The sequence below is a fragment of the Calothrix sp. NIES-2100 genome, from assembly GCF_963875285.1.
Lineage (GTDB): Bacteria > Cyanobacteriota > Cyanobacteriia > Cyanobacteriales > Nostocaceae > Aulosira.
On record NZ_CAWNLA010000001.1, the window covers coordinates 2,963,594 to 2,990,103 of the forward strand.

Genomic DNA, 26,510 nt, shown 5'->3' on the forward strand with positions numbered 1-26,510 from the left:
GCCCAATGACAAATGACAAATGACCAATGACCAATGACAAATGACCAAAAATGAAATTTTCGCGAACGACTTTAATTTTGCTATTGTTAGCGCTGGGTTTGGGTGCTTTTGTTTACTTTTATGAAATTCGCGGGGGGACTGTGCGGGAAGAGGTGAAGGAGAAAAAGCAGCAAATTTTCGCTTTTACGGCTGATGATGTGCAATCTTTAGCGGTGACGACGCAAAAGCTGGCTTTGTCTTTAGAACGTAATCCCCAAGGTAGCCAGCCTAAATGGTTGCTGAAATCTCCGGTGTCGGAACCGGCGAATGATGCGATTGTTTCTTATTTGATGGATTTGTTGGTGAAAGGAAAAAGCGATCGCATTTTATCTATCCCACCTAGTCAAAAAGCAGATTTCGGTTTAGATCAACCCCAAGCAACTATCAATATCAAGCTGAAGAATCAGCAAAGCCATCAATTATTGTTAGGAAAGCCTAACCCTAACGGCAGTTCCTTATACGTGCAAGCTGACCCAACCGTCAAACCCGATGGTAATATAGATGTGCTGTTGGTATCTAAAGATTTTGAAAATGCTGTAAATCGCGATTTATCAGAATGGAAACAACCCGCAAATAATAGCGATACACCAACTCCAACTCCAACTCCAACTCCAACTCCAACTCCAACTGATAAGTAACTGATGTTGACTGTTGACTGTTGACTGTTGACGGTTCACTTCTTAACAACTGACAAATGCCCAATGCCCAATGACAAATGACAAATGACAAATGACAAATGACTAATCCAACAGCAACATTGTTGATTTCTTGTCCCGATCAACGGGGGTTGGTGGCGAAAATTGCTAATTTTATTTATTCTAATGGCGGCAATATTATCCATGCCGATCAGCATACAGATTTTGGTGCGGGGTTGTTTCTCACCCGGATTGAATGGCTGTTAGCAGGGTTTAATTTACCACGGGATTTAATTGGGCCTGCATTTAATGCGATCGCACAACCTTTGGGCGCTAAGTGGGAACTGCATTTTTCTGATACTATACCCCGGATTGCGATTTGGGTCAGTCGTCAAGACCATTGTTTATTTGACTTAATTTGGCGACATCGGGCGAAAGAATTTATCGCGGAAATACCTTTAATTATTAGTAACCATACTGGTTTAAAACCAATAGCCGAGCAATTTGGCATTGATTATCACCATATTCCCCTTACTAAAGATAACAAAGCAGAACAGGAAATTTACCAATTAGAATTACTGCGTCGATACAACATTGACTTAGTTGTATTGGCAAAGTATATGCAAATTGTCAGTGAAGACTTTATTAGTAAATTTCCCCAAATTATTAATATTCATCATTCATTTTTACCTGCATTTATTGGTGCAAATCCCTATCACCGCGCTTTTGAACGAGGGGTGAAAATTATCGGTGCAACAGCCCATTATGCGACGGCTGATTTAGATGCAGGGCCAATTATTGAACAGGATGTAGTGCGAGTCAGCCACCGCGATACAGTTGAAGATTTAATCAGAAAAGGCAAAGATTTAGAGCGAGTTGTCTTAGCTAGAGCAGTGCGATCGCATTTACAAAACCGTGTATTAGTCTATGGTAATAGGACTGTAGTGTTTGAATAAATCACTCGCAGTTATACGAATTTGCCAAAAGAATATGACAAATGGGAAGGGCACAACAATATAGTGTCCTTTCTAATAATTTATGTCTCGCCAGGTTATCCTGCCTTAATCCGCTTTGCGTCTACATACCTCAACCTGAATTACATCTCTACTTTGCGTTCTCTATGGTTCACAAAATTGATTGTTTTAACCGCAGAGCGCACAGAAAGCACAGAGACAAAAGTCAACTTATTTTTACTAAAACTCAGAGAATATCAACATATCTTACTTTTTAAAATATATCTCAGTTTTTAATAATTCTTTTAACCAAGCATCAATTAAGCGTCTACTTCAATCATGTAAAGCTAATAGTCTAGCTGCTCAAAAGTCTAATTTTATCTTAGTAAGATTACAGTTGAAAGACTGGCACAAACTCACTATAAAAATTCTTGAGAGAGAGTTAGTCTACTGTGAAATCTGCACTAGTGGTGTATCAGACAAGAACATACTGACTTGGCATCTAGGAATCCGATTTTGTTGTTGAAAAAGATGACTATAAAAGCCAAACAGGTAGATATGTTTGAGACAAAACCATGAGGCTAACAGATAAATTTACCTAACAAGCGCGCAGAATTATCAAAATTTATAACTTTGCGTTGAGATGTCTTTGCTGTGAGTAAATTTCTCAGCATGAAGTTGTTTTTCGCCAAAAAAATCAACTAATTTATCACGAGCAAACACTGACATTAAAACTTTTAGGAAATATCTGGCTAATCATTACAGGGTAATTACTTTTACCCTGACTTGTCCCTATCTTATTCCCAAAATTTTCGGAGATTGATAATTATGCTTTCAAATACTACTGTCTCTATAGTTGTAGCAAACGAAGCAGATGACGACTTAGATGGCATTATTGATTTTAATTCAACTGGTAAAATCACTAATATCTATGATGCTAAAGGTAACCTAAAAAAATCGATTTATGAGTCTGATTTCGATAATGATGGCATCATTGATTCAATATTAATTGAGAAAAATACTTATGAGAAAAAAGGTAACCTCACCAAATTAATATCTGAATTTGATGACAATAATGACGGTATCATTGATTCAAGTTCCAGCGTGAAAAAGACCTATGATAAAAAAGGTAACCTCACCAGATCTAGATCTAAATTTGATAACAATGGAGATGGCATCATTGATTCAAGATCCAGTCTGAAAAAGACCTATGACAAGAAAGGTAACCTCACCAGTTCAATATCTGAATCTGATAACAATGGAGATGGCAAGATTGATTCAAGATCCATTGAGAAAAATACCTATGACAAGAAAGGTAACCTCACCAATTTTGTCTCGGAAATTGATAATAATGGTGATGGCATTCTTAATTTCAGAAGGACTACTGATTATACTTATGATAAAAAAGGTAGCTTAATCAATTTACTCAATGAAGTTGATAACAACGGTGATGGCATTCTTGATTTCATAAGCAGTACTAAAAAGACCTATGATAAAAAAGGTAACCTAATAAAATCAGTGTTTGAAATTGATAACAACGGTGATGGCATCAGCGATAGAAAAGATATCACTACTAATAGTTATGACAAAAAAGATAACTTAATAAAATCAGTATTTGAACTCGATAGAAATAATGATGGCGCTATCGAACTAAAAGATATTACTACTAATAGTTATGACAAAAAAGGTAACTTGATCAACTCTTTGTATACAGACGATCGCAATAATGATGGAATCATCGACTGGAAAGAAAATACTACTAATAGTTATGACAAAAAAGGTAACTTAATCAACTTCGTGCGTGAAGATGATTTTAATGCTGATGGTATCGTGGATGTCAGAGACACTTTTAATCGAGCCTATAACAGCCAAGGTATCTTAATCAGCTCGGTATTTGAAGAAGATTTTGAGGTGGATGGTATTATTGATTACATAGATGCTCAGTTCTATAATGACCAAGGTAACAAAACCAGTGCAGTGGAAGGATTTGATTACAATGGTGATGGCGTTTTTGATACAAAAACAACCTATACTTTCACTTATACAGACAACCTCATCGGTACAGGCGATCGCCAAACTTTGGTCGTAGGAAGCGATTACTTGGCTGATGCGATCGCAGTAGATACCGCAAATATTTCTCAATCACTAGAATTACAACAAGTATTTGGTTTGAATTCTAATAATAAAGTAAATGCACTATCGGACAACTTTACATTGGATCAAATGTTTTTGCAGGATCAGCCGATATTAGGAAGTTCGTGGGGAATTACGGTTGATAACCCAATTCTATAAATTTATTGGACTTGGGAAAATATGAGGACACAAAACACAAGGTTAAGCTAATACTGAGTCTTGTGTCTCCTTGTCCTTATTGTCCCTTTTTCCATAGAGATTGCTAAAATCCTGTTATCATAACTACTCACGCAGCAGGATCTAGAAAAAGCGATCGCTATGCTTCAGTATCCCAATCTCGAACAAGCGCTAAAATATCACTTCGGTTACGACCGATTTCGTCCGGGACAACGGCAAATTATCGAAGATGCGCTGCAAAATCGGGATTTGTTGGTGGTGATGCCTACGGGTGGGGGAAAGTCTTTGTGCTTTCAGCTACCTGCGCTGTTAAAGAAGGGTTTAACGGTGGTGGTGTCGCCGTTGATTGCTTTGATGCAAGACCAAGTGGAAGGACTGCGCAATAATAATATCTCAGCCACATTCCTTAATAGTAGTTTGAATGCTTATCAAGTGCGATCGCGGGAAGAAGCCATCCTCGCTGGTAAAGTTAAATTACTGTACGTCGCTCCGGAACGTCTTCTCAGTGAAAGATTTCTCCCGTTTCTGGATTTAATCAATCACCAAATGGGGATTTCTACCTTTGCGATTGATGAAGCCCATTGTGTCTCGGAGTGGGGACACGATTTTCGCCCAGAATACCGCCAATTAAGATCTGTGCGGAAACGTTATCCTCAGGTTCCCACTCTGGCGCTAACCGCCACAGCTACCGATCGCGTCCGGGGTGATATCATCCAACAATTAGCTCTAAAGCAACCGAGTATCCACATAGCTAGCTTTAACCGCCAAAATCTTTATTATGAAGTCCGGGCGAAAACTAAATATGCTTACGCTGAGTTATTAGAATTAATTCGGGACACTTCCGGCGCAGTCATTATTTATTGTTTAACTCGGAAAAAAGTTGAGGAACTGACTTTTAAACTGCAAAAAGATAAGATTTCGGCTTTATCTTATCATGCCGGCTTACCTGATGATGAACGCAGCAAAAATCAAACGCGATTTATTCGTGATGATGTCAGGGTAATGGTAGCCACTATTGCTTTTGGAATGGGAATTAATAAGCCTGATGTCAGGTTAGTAGTTCACTTTGATATTCCTCGCAATTTAGAGAGTTACTATCAAGAATCAGGCAGAGCCGGCAGAGATGGGGAACCATCGCGCTGTACAATATTTTTTAGTTTTGGTGATATTAAAACAATTGAATGGAGTATTGATCAAAAAACCGATCCCCAAGAACAGTTAATCGCCAAACAACAATTAAGGCAGATGATAGATTATGCCGAGGGGACAGATTGTCGGCGGACGATTCAGTTAAGTTATTTTGGCGAACGCTTTCCTGGGAATTGCGGTAACTGTGACAATTGTCGTTATCCCAAACCGATGCAAGATTGGACAATTGAAGCGATGAAATTCTTATCTTGCGTAGCGCGTTGTAAAGAAAGATTTGGGATGTTGCACATTATTGATGTGTTGCGCGGTGGGAAAAGTCAGAAAATTATCCAAAACGAACACGATAAGCTTTCTACCTACGGTATTGGTAAAGATAGAAGCGTGGATGAATGGCGAATGCTGGGGCGATCGCTTTTGCATCAAGGTTTATTAGAACAAACCAGCGATGGCTATTCAGTATTAAAGCTTAACGCCTTGAGTTGGGAAGTAATGCGGCGACAGCGTACAGTTAGCTTGGCTGTTCCCATAGTACAGAAGATTACTTGGGAAGAGGGAAGTGAAAAAGCCGCTGATGCAGAAATCTTAATGCAACGATTGCGATCGCTGCGTAAACAATTAGCTGATGAACAGTCTGTACCACCTTACGTAGTTTTTCAAGATTCCACCTTGAAATTAATGGCACAGATGCAACCAAAAACTTTAACTGAATTTGCTAAACTTTCCGGTGTCGGTAGTCATAAACTGGCGCAATATGGAGAGAAGTTTCTCACAGAAATTCGCGCCTATCGTCAAGAACAAGGTTTTATCGATCCACAAGATAATTTTAAACCTGTTGTTAGTCTTGGCTCGCCTTCCGACACAGAATTAGTCACATTACAATTACATCAACAAGGTTTCAGCGTTGACGAAATTGCCCGAAAAAGAAATATTCGCCCGACAACAATTATCCGTCACCTTTCAGATTTAGTTGAGAAAAACCAGTCTGTAGATTTAAATCAATTGGTTCCTTTAGAAAAACAAAAGAAAATTTGGCAAGTTTTAGAAGTCCTTGGTGATATTGCGCTTACCCCAATTCGCGAACAATTGGGAGAGAGTTATACTTTTGATGAAATCCGCTTAGTTCGGGGAAAGTGGCGACGGGAAAACCGGAAGTAATATCGTCTCCAGTTACAGCTATTTTCAGATAAATATACCAAGCTGTAGGGGCACGGCACCAGTCATACGTGTCAACTTAACGTGAAACCCTTATGAAGATGTAATTTTAAATTCACTCACTTACCATCACTCAACGCGTTACCCCACCCCAGTTTTGTCTAAAGCCAAAACGTCCCCTCCCCGCAAGCGGGGAGGGGATAAAGGGGTGGGGTAAAATGCCTGTGGAAGAAGCGTTTGAGCTTAAAAGGAGGTCACTTGTACTCTCGCAAGTCGAAGTATTACGAATTGATATTACACCTGAATAGCAGACTTTTCTGCTTTTTGCCTTTGTCCCGTTGCAATTAACCATTTACCACTAGAAGGTGCTAAAGTTACGCCTCGTCGAATAGGTTTAACTGAATAATTCTCCACCAATTTTAAATCCATCTGAGATAAAACTGTCGCTAACACCAGTTTCATTTCAAATAACGCAAAAGCCATACCCAAACAACGCCGATTCCCACCACCAAAAGGGAGATATTCAGAGAATGAATATTGCTTTTCTAAAAACCTTTCCGGTTGAAATTTGTCCGGTTGGGGATATAAATCGGGACGGTGATGAATTAAATAAATACAGCCGAGTAACATTGTTCCTGGTGCAAATTTATGACCCATAATTTCTATAGGTGACTTAACAATGCGGGGAATAGTAATCATCGCGATGGGATAAATGCGGAGTGTCTCTTGACATACAGCATTTAAATAGGGAAGACGGGTGATTTCATTTAAATCTGCATTGTGAAAACTATCCAACTCAGCTAACAGTTTCTCTCGCACTGAGGGTAAATGGTGAATCCAGTATAATGCCCATGTTAAAGCTGAGGCTGTAGTTTCATGACCGGCGACAAGTAGAGTCATTAACTCATCACGTAACTCTACATCAGTCATGAGTTCACCATTTTCATCACGGGCTGACATCATCAGCGAAAGAATATCATTCCGCGATGGATCTGGATGATTTCTGCGTTCTTGAATTTCTGCATAGAGTAGTTTGTCAATTTCTTCCCGTTGATAAAGAAAATTTCCCCAAGGACTCCAGCGGCCTAAATTTAACCGTAACGCAGGGATAAAAGATAAAGTAGCGCGTAAAGAAGAAGATGATAACCCCAAAATTGAGCATAAGCGTGTTTGCAACTGATTGTAGCGATCGCCTTCATGTAGACCAAACACCGCTTTTAAAATTACTTGCAAAGTAATTTCTTTCATGGAATGAGATACAGAAAAAGGCTCACCAATTTGCCACTTACTGATGACATTTTTGGTTAGTTGAGTAATCAAATCGCCATAAGCCCTCATGCGATCGCCATGAAAAGACGGTGTTAATAATTTTCTTTGGCGTTGATGAGTTTTCCCTGATAGCAGTAATAAGGAGTTATCTCCTAATAATGGTTGTAAAATTGCGGCTGAAGCTCTAGAGTCTAGGTTTTCTAAATGAGTGGTAAAAATCTCCTGTATGGCTTGGGGATTGCTCATAAATACCATTGGCTGTTTGTTAGTTAGCCAGAGGGTAAAAAAATCACCACAAGTTTGCTGAGATGCTTCCATTAGCTGCAATGGATTGTAAATCCACTGCAATAGCTGCATGAATTTTGGCATTTTGGGACTATCTGGAAGCGACATAATCAAGTTCCTGTTTGCAGTGTTCATTTCAGGGTAGCAAAAGTCAATGGTCAATGGTCATTTGTCATTGGTCATTGGTCATTGGTCATTAGTTATACCAATTTGAAAAAAGAATGCGACAAATTGTAGGGGCACGGCACTGCCCATTGGTGTCAACTTAAGTTAAAAGCTATATAGGGCGAGCGTTGTGCAAATACCCTCTCGCCCTCATCCCCTAACCCCTTCTCCCTAAAGGAGAAGGGGAATCTGATTAAAAACACCCCTCTCCCTAAGGGAGAGGGGCTGGGGGTAAGGGCAAAACGTTTTCACAAAGCGGGTTTCACGTTAAGTTGACACTTATGTGCCGTGCCCCTACAATCTGTCGCATTCTTTTTTCAAATTGGTATCAGAACAAAAGCGATCGCACAATGAACACCATTATTTCACCTGTGAATAAGAGCGATCGCGTTTGGAACAATACAGTTCACTTAAGGATAAATCGTAGGTTGGGCTTACCGTGTGAGAACCCAACATTTCTGAGGGCTATAGGTTTGATTCTGGGGATTGTTTACTATCTTTATCTTGATATTCTTTGATTTTTGTAAATAAACTAGCAACGGTTTCTTGCTCAAACAATTTTTCTTTAAGTTGCAAATACTCACCTTCACTTATTTTACAGGTTGCCCAGAATTTCATTACCTTTGATGGTTCTAAATGGGTGAGTAAAACCTGCATGACTTCTTGTAAATTTTCTTGTTCGTTAATAACTTTAATTGTCATTTTCTCCCTCTAGAATAAAGTTATTTGGATTGATGACTTTGAGTGATAAATTCTGACATCGGTTGATTAATCTTCTGTCACAAGTGATAAAATAATCACTTTGATAAGCTTCAGCACAAGCTACATGGAGTGCATCAATAGCTTTAATTCCTTGTTGTTCTAGTTGTTCTGCTCTAATTCTAATATTTTCATCTACTAATACTCTCAAGGTAGCTATTTGTAAGTATCGCTTCATTGATTGCTGATTGACAATAAAAGGGTTACGGCTATTTTCATATTCTAGAACTGAAGAACTAACTAATTCTATTAATCTTGCTTCTACCATTTGTAAAATTAAGATAATTGCTTGTGTTTCTAGAAAGATTTTTGGCTGTGTTTGGTCGTCAAATGGACGATTATAAACACTCGTGTCTAGATAAACCCTGGTCATATAGCTGTTTATAACATTGTCTCTCAACAAAAGCGCTCGCAATGACTCTTATCTCTCAATCCTCACAAGCGATCGCTCATCATTCTACAATTTAAGTCGAGCGATCGCACTATGAACACCATGATTCCACCTCACAACAAAAGCGATCGCACTCTGAACGCCATCATTCCCTCACAAAACAAAAGCGATCGCACTGTGAACACCATGATTTCACTTTAGAACAAAAGCGATCGCACTGAGAACACCATCATTCCACCTCAGAATAGGAACATTCTCGTTTGAAACACGAGCGATCGCCCTTTGAACACCATTATTCCACCTCAGAACAGGAACGTTCTCGTTTGGAACAGGAAACTTTGAGTTCAGAACACGAAACTTGGAGATAAAAGCTTGACTGATAAGGTGGGGAACTGGAATTTTACTGTTGTGAGTTGAGGCGATCGCGCAAATTTGCTAAATTGTCACGACAAGTAACAGTATAGGGATGATTAGCCTCTAAGCGCTGCTCAAAAATATCCAAAGCTTTGATGTACAAGGTTTCAGCTTCGCTATATCTACCTTGGGAACTGTAGAATTCTGCTAGGTTGTTGAGGCTAAGTGCAACATCTGGATGTTTCTCTCCCAGTAGACATCGCCATAGTTCTAAAGCTTGCAAAAACAGAGGTTCAGCTTCACTGTATCTACCTTGGTAACGGTAGAGTCCTGCTAAGTTGTTGAGGCTAAGTGCAATATCTGGATGTTTCTCTCCCAGTAGGTGTCGCCTAAGTGTTAAAGCTTGCAGGTAAAGAGGTTCGGCTTCACTGTATCTGCCTTGAACATAGTAGAGTACCGCCAAGTTGTTGAGACTAGATGCAACATTGGGATGTTCTTCACTTAGCAGATGTCGCCATACTTTTAAAGCTTGCAGGTAAAGGGGTTCGGCTTCACTGTATTTTCCTTGAGAGTAGTAGAGTAATGCCAAGTTATTGAGGCTAAGTGCGATATCTGGATTTTCTTCCTTCAGCAGTTTGCGCTTGAGTATTAAAGCTTCGATGTACAAGGGTTCAGCTTCGCTGTATCTACCTTGAGATCGGTAGAATTCTGCCAAGCTATTAAGGCTAGATGCAACATCTAAATTTTCTTCACCCAGCAGCTTTAGCCTCAGTGCTAAAGCTTGCAGATAAATAGGTTCAGCTTTGCTATATCTACCTTGTGAATGGTAAAGTGCTGCCAAATTGTTGAGGCTAGATGCAACATCTAAATTCTCTTCACCCAGCAAGTGTCTCGCTAGTTCCAAAGCTTGTCTATAAAGAGGTTCAGCTTCACTGTATCTTCCTTGTGAATGGTAGAGTAACGCCAAGTTATTAAGGCTAGATGCAAAATTACGATGTTCTTTACCAAAATGCTTTTCGCTAAATTCCAAACACTTCTTATACCAAGGTTCAGCCTGAATATACAAACCCTGACCATCGTAGAATCGAGCGTTAGCGATGAATGGCCAAATTAAATCTTCATCATTAATGTATTGAATCAAATGATTAGCTACTTCAGCTATATGAGGTATGACCAGGAAGAAAACCTTAATTTGTTTAAATATAGGATTTTTAGGGATTTTTTTAGCAATTTTTACCACTACCCCGCAAAAACTTCGCTTAAATTCCTCTGCTTGTTCTAAACCTCTAAGCTTATATTGAAAAAACTCCCGCAGCAGGGTATGTAGTTGATAAATTCCGTTACCTTTACGCTGAAGTAAATGAAAATTCAATAGCTGATCATCTCTAATATCTTCTAAATCTTCCTTCTCTTTCTCTGGTAAACACTGTTCTACCAAATACCAAGGAATAGGTGCGGCGGCAAATAAACTCAGCAAACAGCCTAACTGTTTATCTTCCTCCTCTAATTCCTGCCAACTCAACTCAAAGGCGGCTAGCACTCCCCGTTGTGCTGTCATGTTCGCTTCTGATTTGGATTTAGACAGGGAACGTTCATCTAATCGCTTGGCTTTTAATCGCTGCAAGATTTCTGTTACAGATAAATCCCGTTTCCGCGCTAGATATCGTCCTACTAATTCCAAACCTAAAGGCAAATATCCCAGCCACTCGCACAATTGCTTGGCTACAGCTAATTCTCTTTCTACTCGTTCCGGTGTTTCTAGCAGTAAAGACTTTAATAAATCTAACGCCGCCTCTGGTTGTAGTACATCTAAGGATAATTGTTTTATGCCGCCAAAGTACAGGCGTGTAGTCATCAGCACTTTCACCTGAGATGATGAAGGTGGTAAGTAAGGCTTGACTTCTTCGTAGTTGCGGACATCATCCAACACTAGCAACGCCTCACCCTGAGGCCAGTGTCGCCAGCAGTATTGCACTTGCGCGAGTAATTTTTGCTTAGGATTTTCTGTTAAACCTTCTGGTATGTTTAAATCTAAATGAGTTCTAGCAAACTGCACGATTTGAATCCCTACATCTCCAGATTTAGGCAGTAACCAGCAAATTCCCCCCATATAAGTTTCACGATGCTGGTTGGCATATCGCAAAGCTAATTCTGTTTTCCCGACTCCACCCATTCCTGCAATAGCTACCTGTTGATTTTCCTGCAACAGCCGATGGAGGTTTTGTAATTCCGTTTCTCGCCCGACAAACTCCACCACGCCACTCCAGGGAATATTATGATGAATTTCTTTTGTTATCTGAGGAGTATGGGGAATACCGTTATATTTTGCTGTTAGGTAAGCTTTTAATGTTTCTAGCTTTCCGCGTTTAGAGGTAGCTAACTCAGGACAACTCTGAGCAAACTTGTCATACACCTCAGTCATGCGCTTTTTGAAAGCAGCCGCACCAATATTAATATTGCTTGCTAGTTTCGCTTCACTCTTACCTAAGTTTTCAGTCTGTAACCTGACTAAAAAGGCTGCTGTTTGCTCTGGGGATAACTCATGAGTAGCAGCTTCTTGTCTTAAAAACTCATCCCATTGCATAGACAGCAGGAAAAAATTTTGCTTGATTCTACTTATCTTATACCTTGCTTCTACTTCATCTCTATTTCTCAGGAATCTCCGTCTTTAAGGGCAGAAATACGATTAAAACAGTAAATTTCACTTAGGTTCACGCCATGAATACTTTTCTAAATACTTCTACTAACTCCCAAGCATCTACCCAAACCTCACAGTTAGTTACCACATCTTCCCAAACAATTGAAAAACCCTCTGCTTGGATGCGCGACGGGTACAGTCCCACAGAAATCATCCTCGCAGCAGCAATTTTAACTTCTTTGTGTCTGGGAGGAGTTGCAACTGTAATTATGGCAATGACTGGATTAGTCAAAACTGTAGCACCAGAGAGAGATGGTCAACCAAACCAGCCGAAAAAGAAAATATAGCGGTTCTCAGTTGGATGCAATACAAAATTATATAGTCGCGTGTAGGGGCACGGCACCGATAAAATATCCCTCTTACCGAAAGTTTATGGATGCCGTGCCCCTACAATTGGGATATTTTTTATTTGGAAGTCCCTAATACCCCTCTTGATCCCGAAATCCCGCGATCGCCATAAATTGCTGCTTCCTCCGTGGGCTGAATCTCTTTAGCCCACGGAGGTGGGCTTTGTAGCAATAGCCCCAGGCTACCGGTTCCTGCGGGCGGTATGTCGGGTATGTGAGAAATGTTGGGTATTGACTTATTAGCCAACTGAGCGATAAAAAAACCCCCTACAGGGGGCGTAGTTATTCGCGTGGAGTGAACAACTACTTACTAATACTTAGAGTAGATACAACAATCCGAAAAGAATAATCCAAATTACGTCCACAAAGTGCCAGTATATTTCTGCGGCTTCAATACCGAAGTGTTTTTCATTGCTGTAGTGACCAGGACGACGCGATCGCCACAACACGGCCGCGATCGCCAAAACGCCTAGGGTAACGTGCAACCCGTGGAAGCCAGTTAAAACATAAAATGCACTGGCAAATAAGTTGGTAGTTAAACCAAATTCTAAATGGGTGTATTCATATACCTGACCCATCAAGAAAATCGCACCCATTCCCGCCGTAATTGCCAACCAAATACGCATACCTTTGGTATCATTCTTTTTGATAGCAGTGTCAGCATTATGCATGACAAAACTACTGGCAATTAGATTAACAGTGTTAACTCCAGGTAGTAAAAGCTCTAATTCTGGTGTACCTTCGGGAGGCCATACAGGTAAGGTAGAACGGAAAGCTAAATAAGCTCCGAACAACCCCATAAAAATCATCCCTTCCGCAATCAGGAAGACAATTAGCCCAAACAACCGATGGTCTGGATGTGCTTCATGATCAGCATGGGCGGTTTCCGCCGCGTGGTGATGATTGAGTTCAGCTTTTGCTGTGTCAATAGTTTGACTTTGCATGAATGTTGAATGTTTGTTGACGGTTGACGGTTGACGGTTGACGGTTGACAGTTGACGGTTGACTTTTTGACAACTGACAACTGACAACTGCGTTATTCTTTTTCAGCAGTGATTGCTGGATAAGGTTCGTCGGGTTCGGCTCTTAAGACCGAATTAACACCACCAGATAAGATGGGATTGGGATCTGATAAGGGTACACCTTCGTTAGCCTTTTCCAAGCCGTAGTCGTAGGGGCCTGTAGCTAGTACGGGGGTTTTATCAAAATTCTCGATCGCTGGTGGTGAAGTAGTCATCCACTCTAAGGTTAATGCCCGCCAAGGATTATTACCTGCTTTTTCTCCGTACAACCAACTCCAAATTGCATTGATAATGAAGGGAAATGTGGAAACTGCGAGTATATAAGAACCATAAGTGCAGATTTCATTCAGCAATGTAAATTTGGGGTCATATTGAGCAATTCGGCGGTTCATCCCCATTAAACCCAGTTTGTGCATGGGTAAGAAGGTCATATTTAGACCGACAATGGTTAAGGCAAAGTGAACCTTACCCCAAAATTCGTTGAGCTTTCGTCCCGTCATTTTGGGGAACCAGTGATAGACTGCGGCGAAAATTCCCAGGACGCTACCACCAAAGAGAACGTAATGTAAATGGGCGACGACAAAATAGGTGTCGTGAACGTGAATATCAAAGGGTACAGCCGCCAACATCACGCCGCTGATCCCACCAATCACAAATGTGCCGACAAAGCCCATTGCGAACAACATGGCACTATTCAACTGAATTTTCCCGCCCCACATGGTTGCTAACCAGCTGAAAATTTTAATGCCTGTGGGTACAGCGATGATCATCGTCGTGATCATAAAGAACATCCGCAACCAACCGGGGATACCACTGGTAAACATGTGGTGCGCCCAAACAATTAGCCCTAAAAAACTAATTGCGAGGGAAGAATAAGCGATCGCTTTATAGCCAAAAATCGGTTTACGCGAATGCACAGGAATAATCTCAGAAATCCCCCCAAAGAAGGGCAAAATCATGATATATACCGCTGGGTGCGAATAAAACCAGAACATGTGCTGGTACACAACCGGATCGCCACCCCCAGTTGGGTTAAAAAATGTTGTCCCGGCGATTAAGTCAAAAGCCAGCAATATTAAACCAGCTGCTAAGACTGGTGTAGATACTAACACCAGCGCTGAGGTAGCAAACATCGCCCAGCAAAATAAGGGCATTTGATGGACACCCATTCCGGGGATACGCATCTTCAGCAAGGTGACGAGGAAATTAATCGCCCCCAAAATTGATGATGTCCCTAGTAGCAGGACACTCATAATCCAAATCCCCTCACCTACTTGGCCTGTGACCAAGCTCAGGGGCGGGTAGGAAGTCCAGCCAGCATCTGGTGCATCACCCACAACTAAACTGGCAATTAATAATACACCAGCAGGTGGGATCATCCAAAAAGCAACAGCATTTAGCCTGGGGAATGCCATATCCTTAGCCCCAATCATCAGGGGAATCAGAAAGTTGGCAAACCCTGCACCTGTTGGCACAATCCACAAGAAAATCATGATCGTGGCGTGTAGCGTGAACAGGCTGTTGTAGACTTCTGGAGTCACAAAATCTACATCAGGGGTTCTTAGTTCTGTCCGAACCAATTCCGCCATGACACCGCCAATGCAGTAAAAAATAAACGAAGTGACTAGGTATTGAATACCAATCACCTTATGGTCAGTATTAAAGCTAAAGTAATCTCGCCATTTTCTCACCCCTGGTTCTTCACTCAGGGCAGGGATGTTGGCAGTTTCTTGGATTTGCGCTTGGGTCATAAGGGTTTTTGTCCTTTGTCCTTTGTCGGTTGTCATTTGTCCTTTGTCCTTGGTTGGTTGAAAACAATGACCAATGACTAATGACCAATGACTAATGACTAATGACTAATGACTAATGGTGAACTTGATTGAGTAATTCAGGTTTAATTCCCATTTCCTTAACGTAAGGTGCAAGGAATTGATCGGGGGATAAATTCGCTGGGTTGAGAGCAACAGCTTGATTCAGGGTTTCGCGACTAGCAACTAGCTGCTCTTGTTGCCATTTATCGAATGCTTCTTGTTTTTCCACAACTATCGGTGCTCTCATTGCGCCGTGGTAGGGGCCACAAAGTTCAGCACAGATGAGGACATAATCACCTTCTTTTTTGGGTGTGAACCGAATTTCGCTTTGTCTACCAGGGATAGCATCTTGCTTTAAGCGAAACTCTGGTACCCAAAAAGCGTGAATCACATCGTTGGCTGTCATATTAATTTCCACTTCCCGCCCAATGGGAACGTGCATTTCACCTGTGGTAATACCTGTTTCGGGATAGGTGAAAATCCAGGCATATTGAAGACCTGTGACGTTAATTGCCAATGCTGGGGCTTTACCTGCGTTGTCTGGACTTTCCCCAATGCTGGGAGAAACAATACCGATCCCCGGTGCATTTTGTTTTTGGGGAATTTGGTCAGCATTCCGGACTGCGGCGGTGGCTGGGTCTTGCATCGCCGCATCAGATTTAGCTTGATTATCGTTTAACGTGGCGGCGATCGCAGCTCCGGGCATATTCATCGACATATTCTGAGTCATCGGGGCTTCATGGATAGCATGGGGATCGAAGCCACCGATGTCGTTATAGACCTCAAAACTGTAAACAGAAATACCAATAACTATAATTGCTGGGATCGCCGTCCAGAGAATTTCCAGAGGGACGTTACCTTCAACTGGTAGCCCGTCTTCGTTGTCACCAGGTCGCCGCCGATATTTAAATGCGGCATAAATCAAAACACCTTCGACAATGAGAAAAATACCTGTGGAGATGATCATCATTGTGTTGAACAGACCATCAACCAAGACGGCTTCATCAGAGGCTTGCGCTGGCAACAGACCGTGATTTTGTCCGTACCAAAGGCTGACGAGCGTTAGCACAATGCCAATTAGTAATGTCCAGATCGAACTTGGAATTTTCACGGCTCACTTAAATGAATTTACTACGTGATCTCATAGCTGCCCACTTACTAAGGTAGTCGAGTCCATCAGTTCTGGGCGACTCTGGTCTGAAATTTTTATTAATTTTTTTAGCTATATCAATATTTTTGAGTAAAAGGGTTCTAGCAGATATTGCCAAGGATAGATGTAAATCATGGGAAAAATTTAAGAATAATTTTAGATAGTAAACTTTATAGCAATCAAAGAAGTGTGATAAGAATTCTCTGTGAGGTGGCGCTTGATTCACCTAGGGGCGATTAATCAATTGCCTCGAAAATATGCACATTTTGCAGAATTTTTCTCTGGCGCAGCGTCATTGAGAATTGGTAAGAACAACTTGAAAAATACCTAAAGCTTTTAGCAAAAAGTAGCAAGAGTGATTCAAAGTATAAGTGAAAGGTATAACTGAAAGCTAATCTATCAACTCTAGTCGTATACGCTAGGGTGGATATGGGTCGTGACTGACAAACTAATAATTTTAAGTAGCTCTACTCAAGAGCGGGCAGAAGGTATCGTTCATGAGTGAATTTGTCCTAGAACAACAAAATGAAGCAGCAGCTCCACAGCCGTCCCAAATGATTCGTCGTTTGGTTTGGAAGATCTGCATAGCTACCTTGATTTTGATGGCAATAGGTTCTGCCACGCGGGTGATGAATGCAGGGCTGGCTTGCCCAGACTGGCCTTTGTGCTACGGGGAATTAGTGCCAGCCAAGCAAATGAATTTCCAAGTGTTTTTGGAATGGTTTCATAGATTGGATGCAGCTTTGATTGGTGTCAGCGCGATCGCACTTTTCGGTCTATGTTGGTGGTATCGTCGCGCTTTACCTAATTGGCTACCTTGGGCATCGACTTTCGCCCTGTTTTTAATCGTCTTCCAAGGCATCTTAGGGGGTCTCACTGTCACCGAACTGTTACGCTTTGATATCGTAACTGCCCACCTCGGAACAGCACTGTTATTTTTCACCACCCTACTGATAATTGGCACGGCACTCACCCCTTATCAAGGAACTGGAAACGTTGGTAAGTTACCTTGGTTGGGTTTAACAGCCGCTATTTTGGTTTACCTCCAAAGTCTACTAGGTGCCTTGATTGGGTCTCGCTGGGCACTACACCAATGTTTGGGCACATCCCAACTTTGTACTGTGATGTACAGCCATATCTTCGGCTTAGTCCCTCCAACAGTAGCAACCTTGGCACTAGTCTGGTTATCTTGGCAAAGACCAGCACTCCATCCAGCTTTGCGACGACTGGCAAATCTGGCTGGTGGCTTGCTGCTCCTGCAAATCCTCTTAGGTGTCGCCACTTTTAAATTACGCCTCCAAGTCGAGCCTCTCACCGTCATTCACCAAGCTGTAGGCGCAGCTTTACTCGGTACTTTAGTCGTTTTCACGGTACTAGCATTACGTGACTGGGTTGCTAGTCGTGAAACTAACAATTACCCTGTAGCTGTAACGGTAACTGCAACCAACACACCAGTGAATGGATCGCATTGAATATGGGCATGGGGCATGGGGCATGGGGCATGGGGCATTGGGCATTGGGCATTGGGCATTTGTCTTCCTTGTCCCCCTGCTCCCCTGCTCCCCTGCTCCCCTGCCCCCCACACTCCCCTTCATCCTCCCTTAGCCTCAGTGGCGATTCTCTATGAGCAAGGGCTGCACATAACTTGTTGAAAAATCAGGAAATAGAGCCAAAATGATTGAGACTAATGTCTCTCGCCACCACGAAACATTTCTCCAGGTAATTCAAAGTTACTACCAGCTAACCAAGCCGCGAATTATTCCGTTGCTGTTAATTACCACGGCTGGCAGTATGTGGATTGCTGCTAAGGGACAAGTAGACATAGTGTTGTTGCTGGTAACCATGACTGGCGGCACTTTGGCTGCTGCTAGCGCCCAGGTGATTAACTGTATCTACGATCGCGATATTGATTATGAAATGGAACGGACGCGCCATCGTCCCATCCCTTCCGGTAAGATACAGCCCAGAGGCGCTTTGATTTTTGCGATCGCTCTGGCTGTAATTTCTTTCTCCTTACTGACAGTTTTCGCCAACCTCCTCGCCGCCCTCCTGGCTTTCGCTGGCATAGTTTATTATGTTGTAGTTTATACACACTGGCTCAAACGCCATACTACCCAGAATATTGTAATTGGTGGGGCAGCTGGGGCAATTCCGGCATTAGTAGGCTGGGCTGCTGTCACAGGTACATTAAACTGGGGCGCATGGGTAATTTTTGCCAGCGTCTTTCTCTGGACACCGCCTCATTTCTGGGCTTTAGCGTTGATGATTCGCGATGATTACGCAAAAGTTGGGATTCCAATGTTACCTTTGGTCGTGGGCGATCCCGCCACTGTAAAGCAAATTTGGTGGTACACTTTGGTAACAGTAGCTACAACACTGTTACTCGTTTACCCATTACACAATAGTGGCATTGTCTATGGAGCGATCGCACTTTCTTTAGGAGCCATATTCATCCACAAAGCTTGGCGCTTATTGCAAAACCCAGAGGATCGGACTATAGCTAGACAGCTATTTCTCTATTCCATCTCCTACATGATGCTGTTGTGTCTGGGGATGGTAGTTGATAGCCTCCCGATTACCCATCATCTAATAAATGCAGTAGTCGCTCAGCTGCATTTAATTGGTTAGATGTTGTAAATCTTGGCGATCGCGTTGCTAACTTTTAAAAGCGCGATCGCCTCAATTTTCAGCCTGAATATTACAACCTGAAGTGTCATTTCATAGTTAATTACTCAGAAATTTCAATATTGTAAAAAGAATATAGTAATTATATTTCAGTCTCAAAAATAGAAATGTTGACAGATTACATCAATACAGCAATGCACAAAGCAACTTATGAGTTGCTGGAAGATAGAACTTTTTATAGTGAAATTCCTGAGTGTCCAGGTGTGTGGGCAAATGCTGCGACACTAGAAGCTTGCCGGGATGATTTGCAAGAAGCTCTGGAAGGGTGGATCATTTTAGGATTGCGTTTGGGTCATACTTTACCGATACTTGACGGTATTACCCTGAATGTCCAGAAAGAGGTTGCCTAATGCCACCTTTTGGAGCAATTAATCGGCAGAATCTAATTCGTTACCTAAAAGAAGCAGGGTTTGATGGGCCTTATTCCGGCGGGAAACATCAGTACATGCTAAAAGGTGAATTTAAGCTAACAATTCCAAACCCGCATCAGGGAGATATAAGCGCAAGCTTACTCAATAGAATATTACGTCAAGCTAATATCAGCAGAGAAGATTGGGAAGCACTTTGACACTCCACCGCCTCCGGGCGAGGATTCTTGGTTCCACGAGTCCACTTAGATTAGGTTCCTTGCGTTACCTAGCCCAGAGGTGGTTCTCTCCCCAAGCGTTAACTTTCCCTCTGCCCGAGGGTAGTTGGATTGCTGAGGCAGTGCGTTGGGCGGCTCTGCCGACTTAAAGCAACTGCCGTCCAAAATTTGTTTGTTTGAAATACTGAGCGTCTAGTACCTGTAAATCTTTTACCTACTTCCAGGTGATACTAGAACTACGAAGTAGAACCAGCAAGATTCATTTGTCAAGGTACAGCGTCTGCGTTTTAGGCAGCAATCGGGTTTTTAGACAGGTTAATTACCCTTAGAGTTGCCATTATTTTACCACTTAAAGCCGTCCTATAAGGACGGGGTTTTCAACCCAAAAATTTTGATAAATTATTTGTAGTGGGAGCATCTTGCTCCCTAATGTCTTTGAAGCGGGCTAGAGAGCCATTAAATATAATATATAGACTGGTGCAGCAATTTCACCCGCCACAACAAGGCTTGACTGTAAAGAACAAAATACTATTAGCTTCAACCGAAAATGGCTGTCCGCTAATCATTGCGTAAGGTAAGCTGGAAACAGCTACAGCGCCGCCACCATTTTGGTTAACTCGGTACAGTTGTATTTGCTGACTGGAGGCTCCAGGTAACGCCCAACTCTGGGCGGCGATCATGTTTAAACGCGCGGAAACATTTTCACCCGATCTGTTGACTAACATCAACGATAAGTAATTTTTACCACCAGCTTCGCCCAAAATTGCCAAAGGTACTAAAGCAGAAGTGTTGGAACTTGTTGACTCAAGTACTTTACCGGAAAACCCCTGATTCAAATACTCAAATACCCACGATGCTGGGCGTTTGTTAAACGACGGAGAAGCACCAAGCTTTCCATACCATCCGTCAGCTTCGTTCCACGCCGTAGCTCCGGTTGCTCCAGCATAAAGAATCGAACGTACCGCCAAGGCATCGAATATAGCACTAACATAGTTAGTCATGCTCTCATCAGGGGGAGACCAACTGATGTTGTACTCATTATGGAAATATTCTACCGCTTTGGAAGTAAACTTCTTGACACTAGCGCTGATATATTTTGTAGCGCCCCCTGAACTTTCTTGAGCGGAGTTCCAAATGTCGGTGTTGGTTTTGGTCTTAGAGCCAGTGGCATAGGTATGATAGGAAATAAAATCTAATTCGGGGAATGCGGTCGATACAAAAGCATCAATTCTTGAGGAGTTATAAGATTGTGCAAAGGCTGGCCCCCCTATTTTTATCGTCGGATCGACTTTGCGCATTTCACGAGATGCGATCGCAAATATCTTCCCTACCTCTGCCATGTTATCTCGGTAGAAGGGGTGAGAATCCAGCTCGTTGGTAATTTCCCAATATTTAAGCTTTTTTTGCAGTTGTATATTTAAGATTCTCACTAACTCTGCACAAAACTGTCCGTATCTCACATATTCCGACTGTTTAAGCACACCACTCCCATCGGTTAAGTAAGCAGGGAAGTTCGAGAGGTTCATCATAATTGTGGGATTATGAGGGTAGGCTCCATTCATCGCCGCAGTTATCTTTTCCACATCCCAAGAAAAGTTCGGTGTGTTTGGGTTCTTAACCCAGCCACGAATATCTGTAGTAGAGTCTGCCATTTGCCCTGCGTAATGATACCTAACTAAACCAGGTCGCATCGCATTAAGACCATCACGATAATTAGCATTACCTCCTACATTAGCTATTCCCGGTATGTTTCCCTGATAAGAGTTGAGTCCGAAGTGCAAAGGAGTTGACACTAACGGCTGTGAAGTTGTTGGATTAGTCATCTGCTGGCTCCAATTCACAGAGATGCTGATCTCTTGTGAAATGGCTGGTTGACTAGCAACCAACAGCAGAAGACCGCTCAAGCAAAAGGGTAGTAAAAGAACAGGTAACATCTTGCGGAACATACGAAAGACATCGCTACACACAGACCAGCAGTGGCGAAATATCAGCATAAATAACTAAGTAAAAAAGGCTACCCTTTATTATTCTCAAAATTATCGAACTTGACTAAATTAAGTTCTAATTTTAGCCTTAGTCTTGCTTTTACACCCCGGAAATTCTACATACTGCGGTATGCGCTTCGGGGGCATGGCAATGCCATGCCCCTACAATCGTATTGTCGGGCGATACATAATCATCACCAGCGAATGCGATCGCTTTGCCCTAAGCAAAATCTCTGATTTATTAGTGTTTTTATTTACCCATTTTTTTCAGAACAATTTAAAAAACGAATACGACACATGGTAGGGGCATGGCACTGCCATGCCCTCTAGAATATATTGATGTGCCAAAAACCCAATTTAAATTGGTATCACAACAAATGCTCCGGCGTAGCCCAACCTAAGAGGATGTTTTAAAAGTCCTGTCGTCGGTAGCAAAAAATTCTAGATCCCCCTAAATCCCCCTTAAAAAGGGGAGGCAGTGCGTTGGGCGGGTTTCCCGACTTGAAGCAACTGCCGTGGACTTTGAGAGATTTCCCCCCCTTTTTAAGGGGGGCTAGGGGGGATCAATAAGTGCTTATAATCACAGCCAACCACTTTTAAAACAACCTCTAAGCATCGCCAAAAACAACAAAGCCTAGCTACACAGCAGCTTATTGTCATACATCGCCATTTTTGAGCAATCAATATATCTTTTTACTTGCCCAAAACACTAAAATGAGTGCGTGATTTACCGAAATGAGAACTCGTTAAGGCTTTTCGCCTGCGGAAAACACCAAAATGAGTGCGTGATTTACCGAAATGAGAACTCGTTAAGGCTTAACTAGAAAGTGAAATGGTATTTCACTTGCGGAAAACACCAAAATGAGAACTTGTTAAGGCTTAACGAGAAGGTGAAATGGCTTTTTGCTTACTTAAAATAGGAAAATGAGTACTTGATTTCGATAAACGAGAAAGCGATCACCTTTTTTGTTTACTAAAAATATAAAAATGAGTCCTAAATATGTGTAAACGATAAAGCTGGCACATTTTCAGCAAACAAACTTAACCTCAAGCCTTGTCCCCCTACCTTTCCCCCTTTCCCCTTTTCCCATTCCCCCTACTTCCATTCCCCCTGCACCGTAAACGCCGCCCATTCATTCAGACTGCGCCCATCTTGCCATAACTTCTTTTGTGCAGCACGCATCGCCTCAACCGGCTTTTTATTTTGCTGCAACATCTGCTGATAAAATTCCTGCATTAATATAGATGTGCCTTCATCGTTAACTTGCCACAGCGACACCGCTACCCGCGCCGCACCTGCATACATCAAGCCGCGTGTCAATCCTACCAATCCCTCACCGTTGACATCTTTACCAAGTCCAGTGTCGCAAGCACTTAAGACAATTAACTCTGCGGGGTAATCTTGGTTAAACAAATCGCCTAAACTTAATTTATTTTCGGTTAAATATTTACCTTGTTTATCATAGCTAGACAGTAGAATTCCTGATAAATGTGGTTCTTTGGGATCGACTATACCGTGAGTGGCAAAATGGAGAATGCGATATTGATTTAAAGCGCCGCTAGTCGCCCAATTGTAATTAGCATCAAAACTCAAAGCTTTGAGACTATTGGCTGATGGTATAAGTTTTAAAATCGCTTTGGCTTCCTCGGCTGTGAATGGTAGTCGGTTCCAACCATTGCGCTTGAGGTTTTTGGCGGAACGATTTAGCTGAGATTGTTGTAATTCCGCCGAAACATCAAGATTTTTGTTGCTAGATTGAGGTTGATCCGCTTCTTGGCAATTTTCATCTTTAAATCGACAATCGGTAGCATTAAATACCGGGTCGGCAAGGATAGCGAGGGCTTTCGGTGCGGGTTGACGCTTGGCAAGTTGTTGGCGTTGAAATGCAATGGTTGAGGCTGAGGGTAAATTGACGATTTCATGATTTACCATCAGTGGTTGGTATTCGGAACCTCTCTCCAAACCTCTCTCCTGGGAGGAGAGAGGCTTTGATTTCTCCCCCTTCCCTTGCGGGGTTACGTCAGCCAAGGCTGCAAAGGGAATAGTTTGCAAGCCACCATCAGCGACAATTACTAACCGCTTTCCTGGTAATTGCTCGGCGACAGGTGCGAGGATAAGTTTACTCAGTTTTTGGGCTTCTTCAATCGCAAATTCACCTGCTGTTTCTTGTTGCAAACTGGAATGAAATCTTGTGGCAACTTTTTCGATTTCTTGGCGTGGGGGAAGGGTGTAAACTTGCATTGATGTAGAAGTAACAGCCCATAAAAAGCTGCGTTCTTCGCCTAATGAATACTGCAACAGCAGGGTGTCTTTATCTAGTTGTTGTTGAATTTGCGGTAATTTGAGAATGTCTTTGTCTGGATCTGGGTTGGTTAATTTTGCATATTCTGGGTTAGAAGTCCGAATTTGGGCTTGTAGTTGTTCGTATTGATTGGTGAGATTGGCGATGTCTTGGCTCAGTCTTTGAATAGCTGCTTTGGTAACTAAGTCGTTTTTATTGGTTGAAGTTTCTAAATTGCGTTGCAGTGTAGTTTTAGCGTCTATTTGCTGTCGTAAATTCCGTTCTTGGGCGATGAGTTGCGGGTTTGCGCCTTTAAGAATTTTGGCGTTGGCTTCGTTTAATAATTCAATGAGGCTGCGGGCGCGGGAGCGTTCGCTGTAATGTAGGGCTAATGCAGCGTAGCCTTGGGATGGTTCTTTTTTGTGCAGTTCCATCAGCAAGTCAATGTAGAATTTGTAAACACCTTGCTGAGTAGCGAAGTAAGAACTGCGAAGGTCTTTGTTGTCAATTTTGGTGCGTAAATCTTCGATAATTTTGATAGCGGCTTCTACATTGGTGCGAGATGCTTGGAGATTTCCGCGACTCCGTTCTAGGTAGGCGAGGTTGTAAAGCGTAGTAGCTTCCATACCCTTGTCGCCCACCGCACGCAAGAGTGGGAGTGCATTGTTGAAATATTCCAATGCTTTCTGCTTTTCCCCTAAATCGTTGTAAACTGCGCCAATATTATTCAAGGTAGTAGCTTCCCCACCCCTGTCGCCCACCGCACGCGAGAGTGGGAGTGCATTGTTGAAATATTCCAATGCTTTCTGCTTTTCCCCTAAATCGTTGTAAACTGCGCCAATATTATTCAAGGTAGTAGCTTCCCCACCCCTGTCGCCCACCGCCCGATACAGTGGGAGTGCATTGTTGAAATATTCCAATGCTTTCTGCTTTTCCCCTAATTGCGTCGTAAACTAGCGCCAATATTATTCAAGGTAGTAGCTTCCCCACCCCTGTCGCCCACCGCCCGATACAGTGGGAGTGCATTGTTGAAATATTCCAATGCTTTCTGCTTTTCCCCTAATTGCGTCGTAAACTCTCCCGATACCAGTCAAGGTAGTAGCTTCCCCACCCCTGTCGCCCACCGCCCGCCACAGTGGGAGTGCATTGTTGTAATATTCCAATGCTTTCTGCTTTTCCCCTAAATCGTCGTAAACTCTCCCGATATTATTCAAGGTAGTAGCTTCCCCACCCCTGTCGCCCACCGCCCGATACAGTGGGAGTGCATTGTTGCAATATTCCAATGCTTTCTGCTTTTCCCCTAAATCGTTGTAAACTGCGCCGATATTATTCAAGGTAGTAGCTTCCCCACCCCTATTGCCCACCGCCCGAATCAGTGGGAGTGCTGAGTTGTAATATTCCAATGCTTTCTGCTTTTCCCCTAAATCGGTGTAAACTGCGCCGATATTATTCAAGGTTCTAGCTTCCTCACCCCTGTCGCCCACCGCACGCAAGAGTGGGAGTGCATTGTTGAAATATTCCAAAGCTTTCTGCTTTTCCCCTAAATCGGAGTAAACTTTTCCGATATTACTCAAGGTAGTAGCTTCCCAACCCCTGTCGCCCACCGCACGCAGCAGTGGCAGTGCATTGTTATAAAATTCCAAAGCTTTCTGCTTTTCCCCTAATGCGTCGTAAACGTAGCCAAGCCAGACTAAAGTTTTGGCTTCTTCTGCTTTATCCCCTACCTTCTGCCACAATATCAGTGCTTGTTGCCATTTTTCGATCGCCTGTCGCAGTGATTCTGCTGTACCTTGTTTGTAAAGTGCCCAACCCTCATCAAAGACTTTTTGTGCTGCGGCGCGGCTTGCATCTTGCTGTGTTTTGTTTGGCTGCTGTGCGATTTGCGCCTGTTTAAGTGTGGCTTTTGCTCCCACTGACTCGGATAATAAAACAACACTCAGCAAGCAGGTTAAAGTGTAAAGCTTAAACATAATTTGTAATTCGTAATTCGTAATTCGTAATTCGTAATTAAGAGTTAGGAGAAGGTATTCAGGGGTTTGGGTGTGAATCTGTGGCTGGATTGGGGATAATTGGGATTATTAAGTTATTTTCAGAATATATACTGAGCTAGATGGGATTTAGTTTAAAGCTTGGATGAATATTGGCTGAGGCTGGTTTCAGTTTTCGCAACGAATTTAAGGTAAGTTGTCTGTTCATGGGTGTTTTTCCTCGCTTCTGTTCTCTTTATCTGTGAGGGGCGAGGACTTATGCAGTTTTTGCGTTTTGATGCCAGATACAGGGTATTTCGCGTAAATTATGTATGCGCTTCGGGGGTATGGCAACATTGGTGTCAACTTAAGCTTAGATGCATACAACGTAAGTTTATGGGGTTCTCTCTCTTTACCCCATAAACTTTCGATCCCCCCTAACCCCCCTTAAAAAAGGGGGGAAAAGATTCAAAGTCCCCCTTGGGAAGGGGGATTTAGGGGGATCGAATATCTTGA

General features: G+C 42.4%; 19 protein-coding genes. 9 read left to right on the top strand and 10 right to left on the bottom strand.

Annotated elements, in window-relative coordinates:
* Positions 1-50 precede the first annotated feature (50 nt).
* The 4 genes from AACU32_RS12595 (at position 51) to recQ (ending at position 6,241) form a co-directional block, all read left to right on the top strand.
* Complete coding sequence (locus AACU32_RS12595; RefSeq protein WP_096599952.1) at positions 51-677, top strand: DUF4340 domain-containing protein; 627 nt, start codon at positions 51-53, stop codon at positions 675-677.
* Positions 678-775: 98 nt separating this feature from the next.
* Positions 776-1,630, top strand: coding sequence for a formyltetrahydrofolate deformylase (gene purU / locus AACU32_RS12600; RefSeq protein ID WP_096599954.1), 855 nt, complete (start codon positions 776-778; stop codon positions 1,628-1,630).
* Between the two features lie 825 nt (positions 1,631-2,455).
* Positions 2,456-3,919 (top strand): hypothetical protein, encoded by a 1,464-nt coding sequence (locus AACU32_RS12605; protein ID WP_096599956.1) that lies wholly within the window; start codon positions 2,456-2,458, stop codon positions 3,917-3,919.
* 159 nt (positions 3,920-4,078) lie between these two features.
* Positions 4,079-6,241, top strand: a complete 2,163-nt coding sequence (recQ, locus tag AACU32_RS12610) for a DNA helicase RecQ (RefSeq protein WP_096599958.1) — start codon at positions 4,079-4,081, stop codon at positions 6,239-6,241.
* Between the two features lie 291 nt (positions 6,242-6,532).
* Here the strand turns inward: recQ and AACU32_RS12615 are convergent, their stop codons facing one another.
* The 4 genes from AACU32_RS12615 to AACU32_RS12630 form a co-directional block, all read right to left on the bottom strand.
* The gene (locus tag AACU32_RS12615; protein WP_096607973.1) at positions 6,533-7,900 is read right to left on the bottom strand and encodes a cytochrome P450; all 1,368 of its coding nucleotides are present in this window, start codon (positions 7,898-7,900) and stop codon (positions 6,533-6,535) included.
* 522 nt (positions 7,901-8,422) lie between these two features.
* Positions 8,423-8,659, bottom strand: coding sequence for a hypothetical protein (locus AACU32_RS12620; RefSeq protein WP_096599960.1), 237 nt, complete (start codon positions 8,657-8,659; stop codon positions 8,423-8,425).
* Positions 8,649-9,089, bottom strand: a complete 441-nt coding sequence (locus AACU32_RS12625; protein ID WP_096599962.1) for a PIN domain-containing protein — start codon at positions 9,087-9,089, stop codon at positions 8,649-8,651. Before AACU32_RS12625 ends, AACU32_RS12620 begins: the two co-directional genes overlap by 11 nt.
* A gap of 418 nt (positions 9,090-9,507) precedes the next feature.
* Positions 9,508-12,045: a tetratricopeptide repeat protein gene (locus tag AACU32_RS12630; RefSeq protein WP_339377822.1), complete on the bottom strand. Its 2,538-nt coding sequence runs from the start codon at positions 12,043-12,045 to the stop codon at positions 9,508-9,510.
* Positions 12,046-12,179: 134 nt separating this feature from the next.
* Between AACU32_RS12630 and AACU32_RS12635 the strand changes: the two genes are divergently transcribed.
* Positions 12,180-12,446 (top strand): hypothetical protein, encoded by a 267-nt coding sequence (locus tag AACU32_RS12635; protein WP_096599964.1) that lies wholly within the window; start codon positions 12,180-12,182, stop codon positions 12,444-12,446.
* Between the two features lie 377 nt (positions 12,447-12,823).
* On the opposite strand, the gene AACU32_RS12640 is transcribed toward AACU32_RS12635, so the two are convergent.
* The 3 genes from AACU32_RS12640 to AACU32_RS12650 form a co-directional block, all read right to left on the bottom strand.
* Complete coding sequence (locus AACU32_RS12640) at positions 12,824-13,450, bottom strand: cytochrome c oxidase subunit 3 (protein ID WP_096599966.1); 627 nt, start codon at positions 13,448-13,450, stop codon at positions 12,824-12,826.
* 92 nt (positions 13,451-13,542) lie between these two features.
* Entirely contained in the window at positions 13,543-15,279 is a 1,737-nt protein-coding gene (gene ctaD, locus AACU32_RS12645; RefSeq protein ID WP_096599968.1) for a cytochrome c oxidase subunit I, read from the bottom strand.
* Positions 15,280-15,391: 112 nt separating this feature from the next.
* Entirely contained in the window at positions 15,392-16,450 is a 1,059-nt protein-coding gene (locus AACU32_RS12650) for a cytochrome c oxidase subunit II (protein WP_096599970.1), read from the bottom strand.
* Positions 16,451-16,986: 536 nt separating this feature from the next.
* Between AACU32_RS12650 and AACU32_RS12655 the strand changes: the two genes are divergently transcribed.
* The 4 genes from AACU32_RS12655 (at position 16,987) to AACU32_RS12670 (ending at position 19,742) form a co-directional block, all read left to right on the top strand.
* Positions 16,987-17,961 carry a COX15/CtaA family protein gene (locus tag AACU32_RS12655; RefSeq protein ID WP_096599972.1) on the top strand — a complete coding sequence of 325 codons (975 nt, stop codon included), beginning with the start codon at positions 16,987-16,989 and terminating at the stop codon, positions 17,959-17,961.
* A gap of 202 nt (positions 17,962-18,163) precedes the next feature.
* Positions 18,164-19,117 (top strand): heme o synthase, encoded by a 954-nt coding sequence (locus AACU32_RS12660; protein ID WP_096599974.1) that lies wholly within the window; start codon positions 18,164-18,166, stop codon positions 19,115-19,117.
* 164 nt (positions 19,118-19,281) lie between these two features.
* Entirely contained in the window at positions 19,282-19,524 is a 243-nt protein-coding gene (locus AACU32_RS12665; RefSeq protein WP_096599976.1) for a type II toxin-antitoxin system HicB family antitoxin, read from the top strand.
* Positions 19,524-19,742 (top strand): type II toxin-antitoxin system HicA family toxin, encoded by a 219-nt coding sequence (locus tag AACU32_RS12670; RefSeq protein ID WP_096599978.1) that lies wholly within the window; start codon positions 19,524-19,526, stop codon positions 19,740-19,742. The genes AACU32_RS12665 and AACU32_RS12670 overlap by 1 nt, the downstream gene beginning before the upstream one ends.
* A gap of 506 nt (positions 19,743-20,248) precedes the next feature.
* On the opposite strand, the gene AACU32_RS12675 is transcribed toward AACU32_RS12670, so the two are convergent.
* The 3 genes from AACU32_RS12675 to AACU32_RS12685 all read right to left on the bottom strand — a co-directional run bounded on the left by AACU32_RS12675 (position 20,249) and on the right by AACU32_RS12685 (position 25,997).
* The gene (locus AACU32_RS12675) at positions 20,249-21,583 is read right to left on the bottom strand and encodes a GH39 family glycosyl hydrolase (protein ID WP_339377823.1); all 1,335 of its coding nucleotides are present in this window, start codon (positions 21,581-21,583) and stop codon (positions 20,249-20,251) included.
* Between the two features lie 1,258 nt (positions 21,584-22,841).
* Entirely contained in the window at positions 22,842-24,947 is a 2,106-nt protein-coding gene (locus tag AACU32_RS12680; RefSeq protein ID WP_339377824.1) for a CHAT domain-containing protein, read from the bottom strand.
* A 45-nt stretch (positions 24,948-24,992) separates the two neighbouring features.
* Positions 24,993-25,997 carry a tetratricopeptide repeat protein gene (locus AACU32_RS12685; protein WP_339377825.1) on the bottom strand — a complete coding sequence of 335 codons (1,005 nt, stop codon included), beginning with the start codon at positions 25,995-25,997 and terminating at the stop codon, positions 24,993-24,995.
* Between the last annotated feature and the right edge of the window lie 513 nt (positions 25,998-26,510).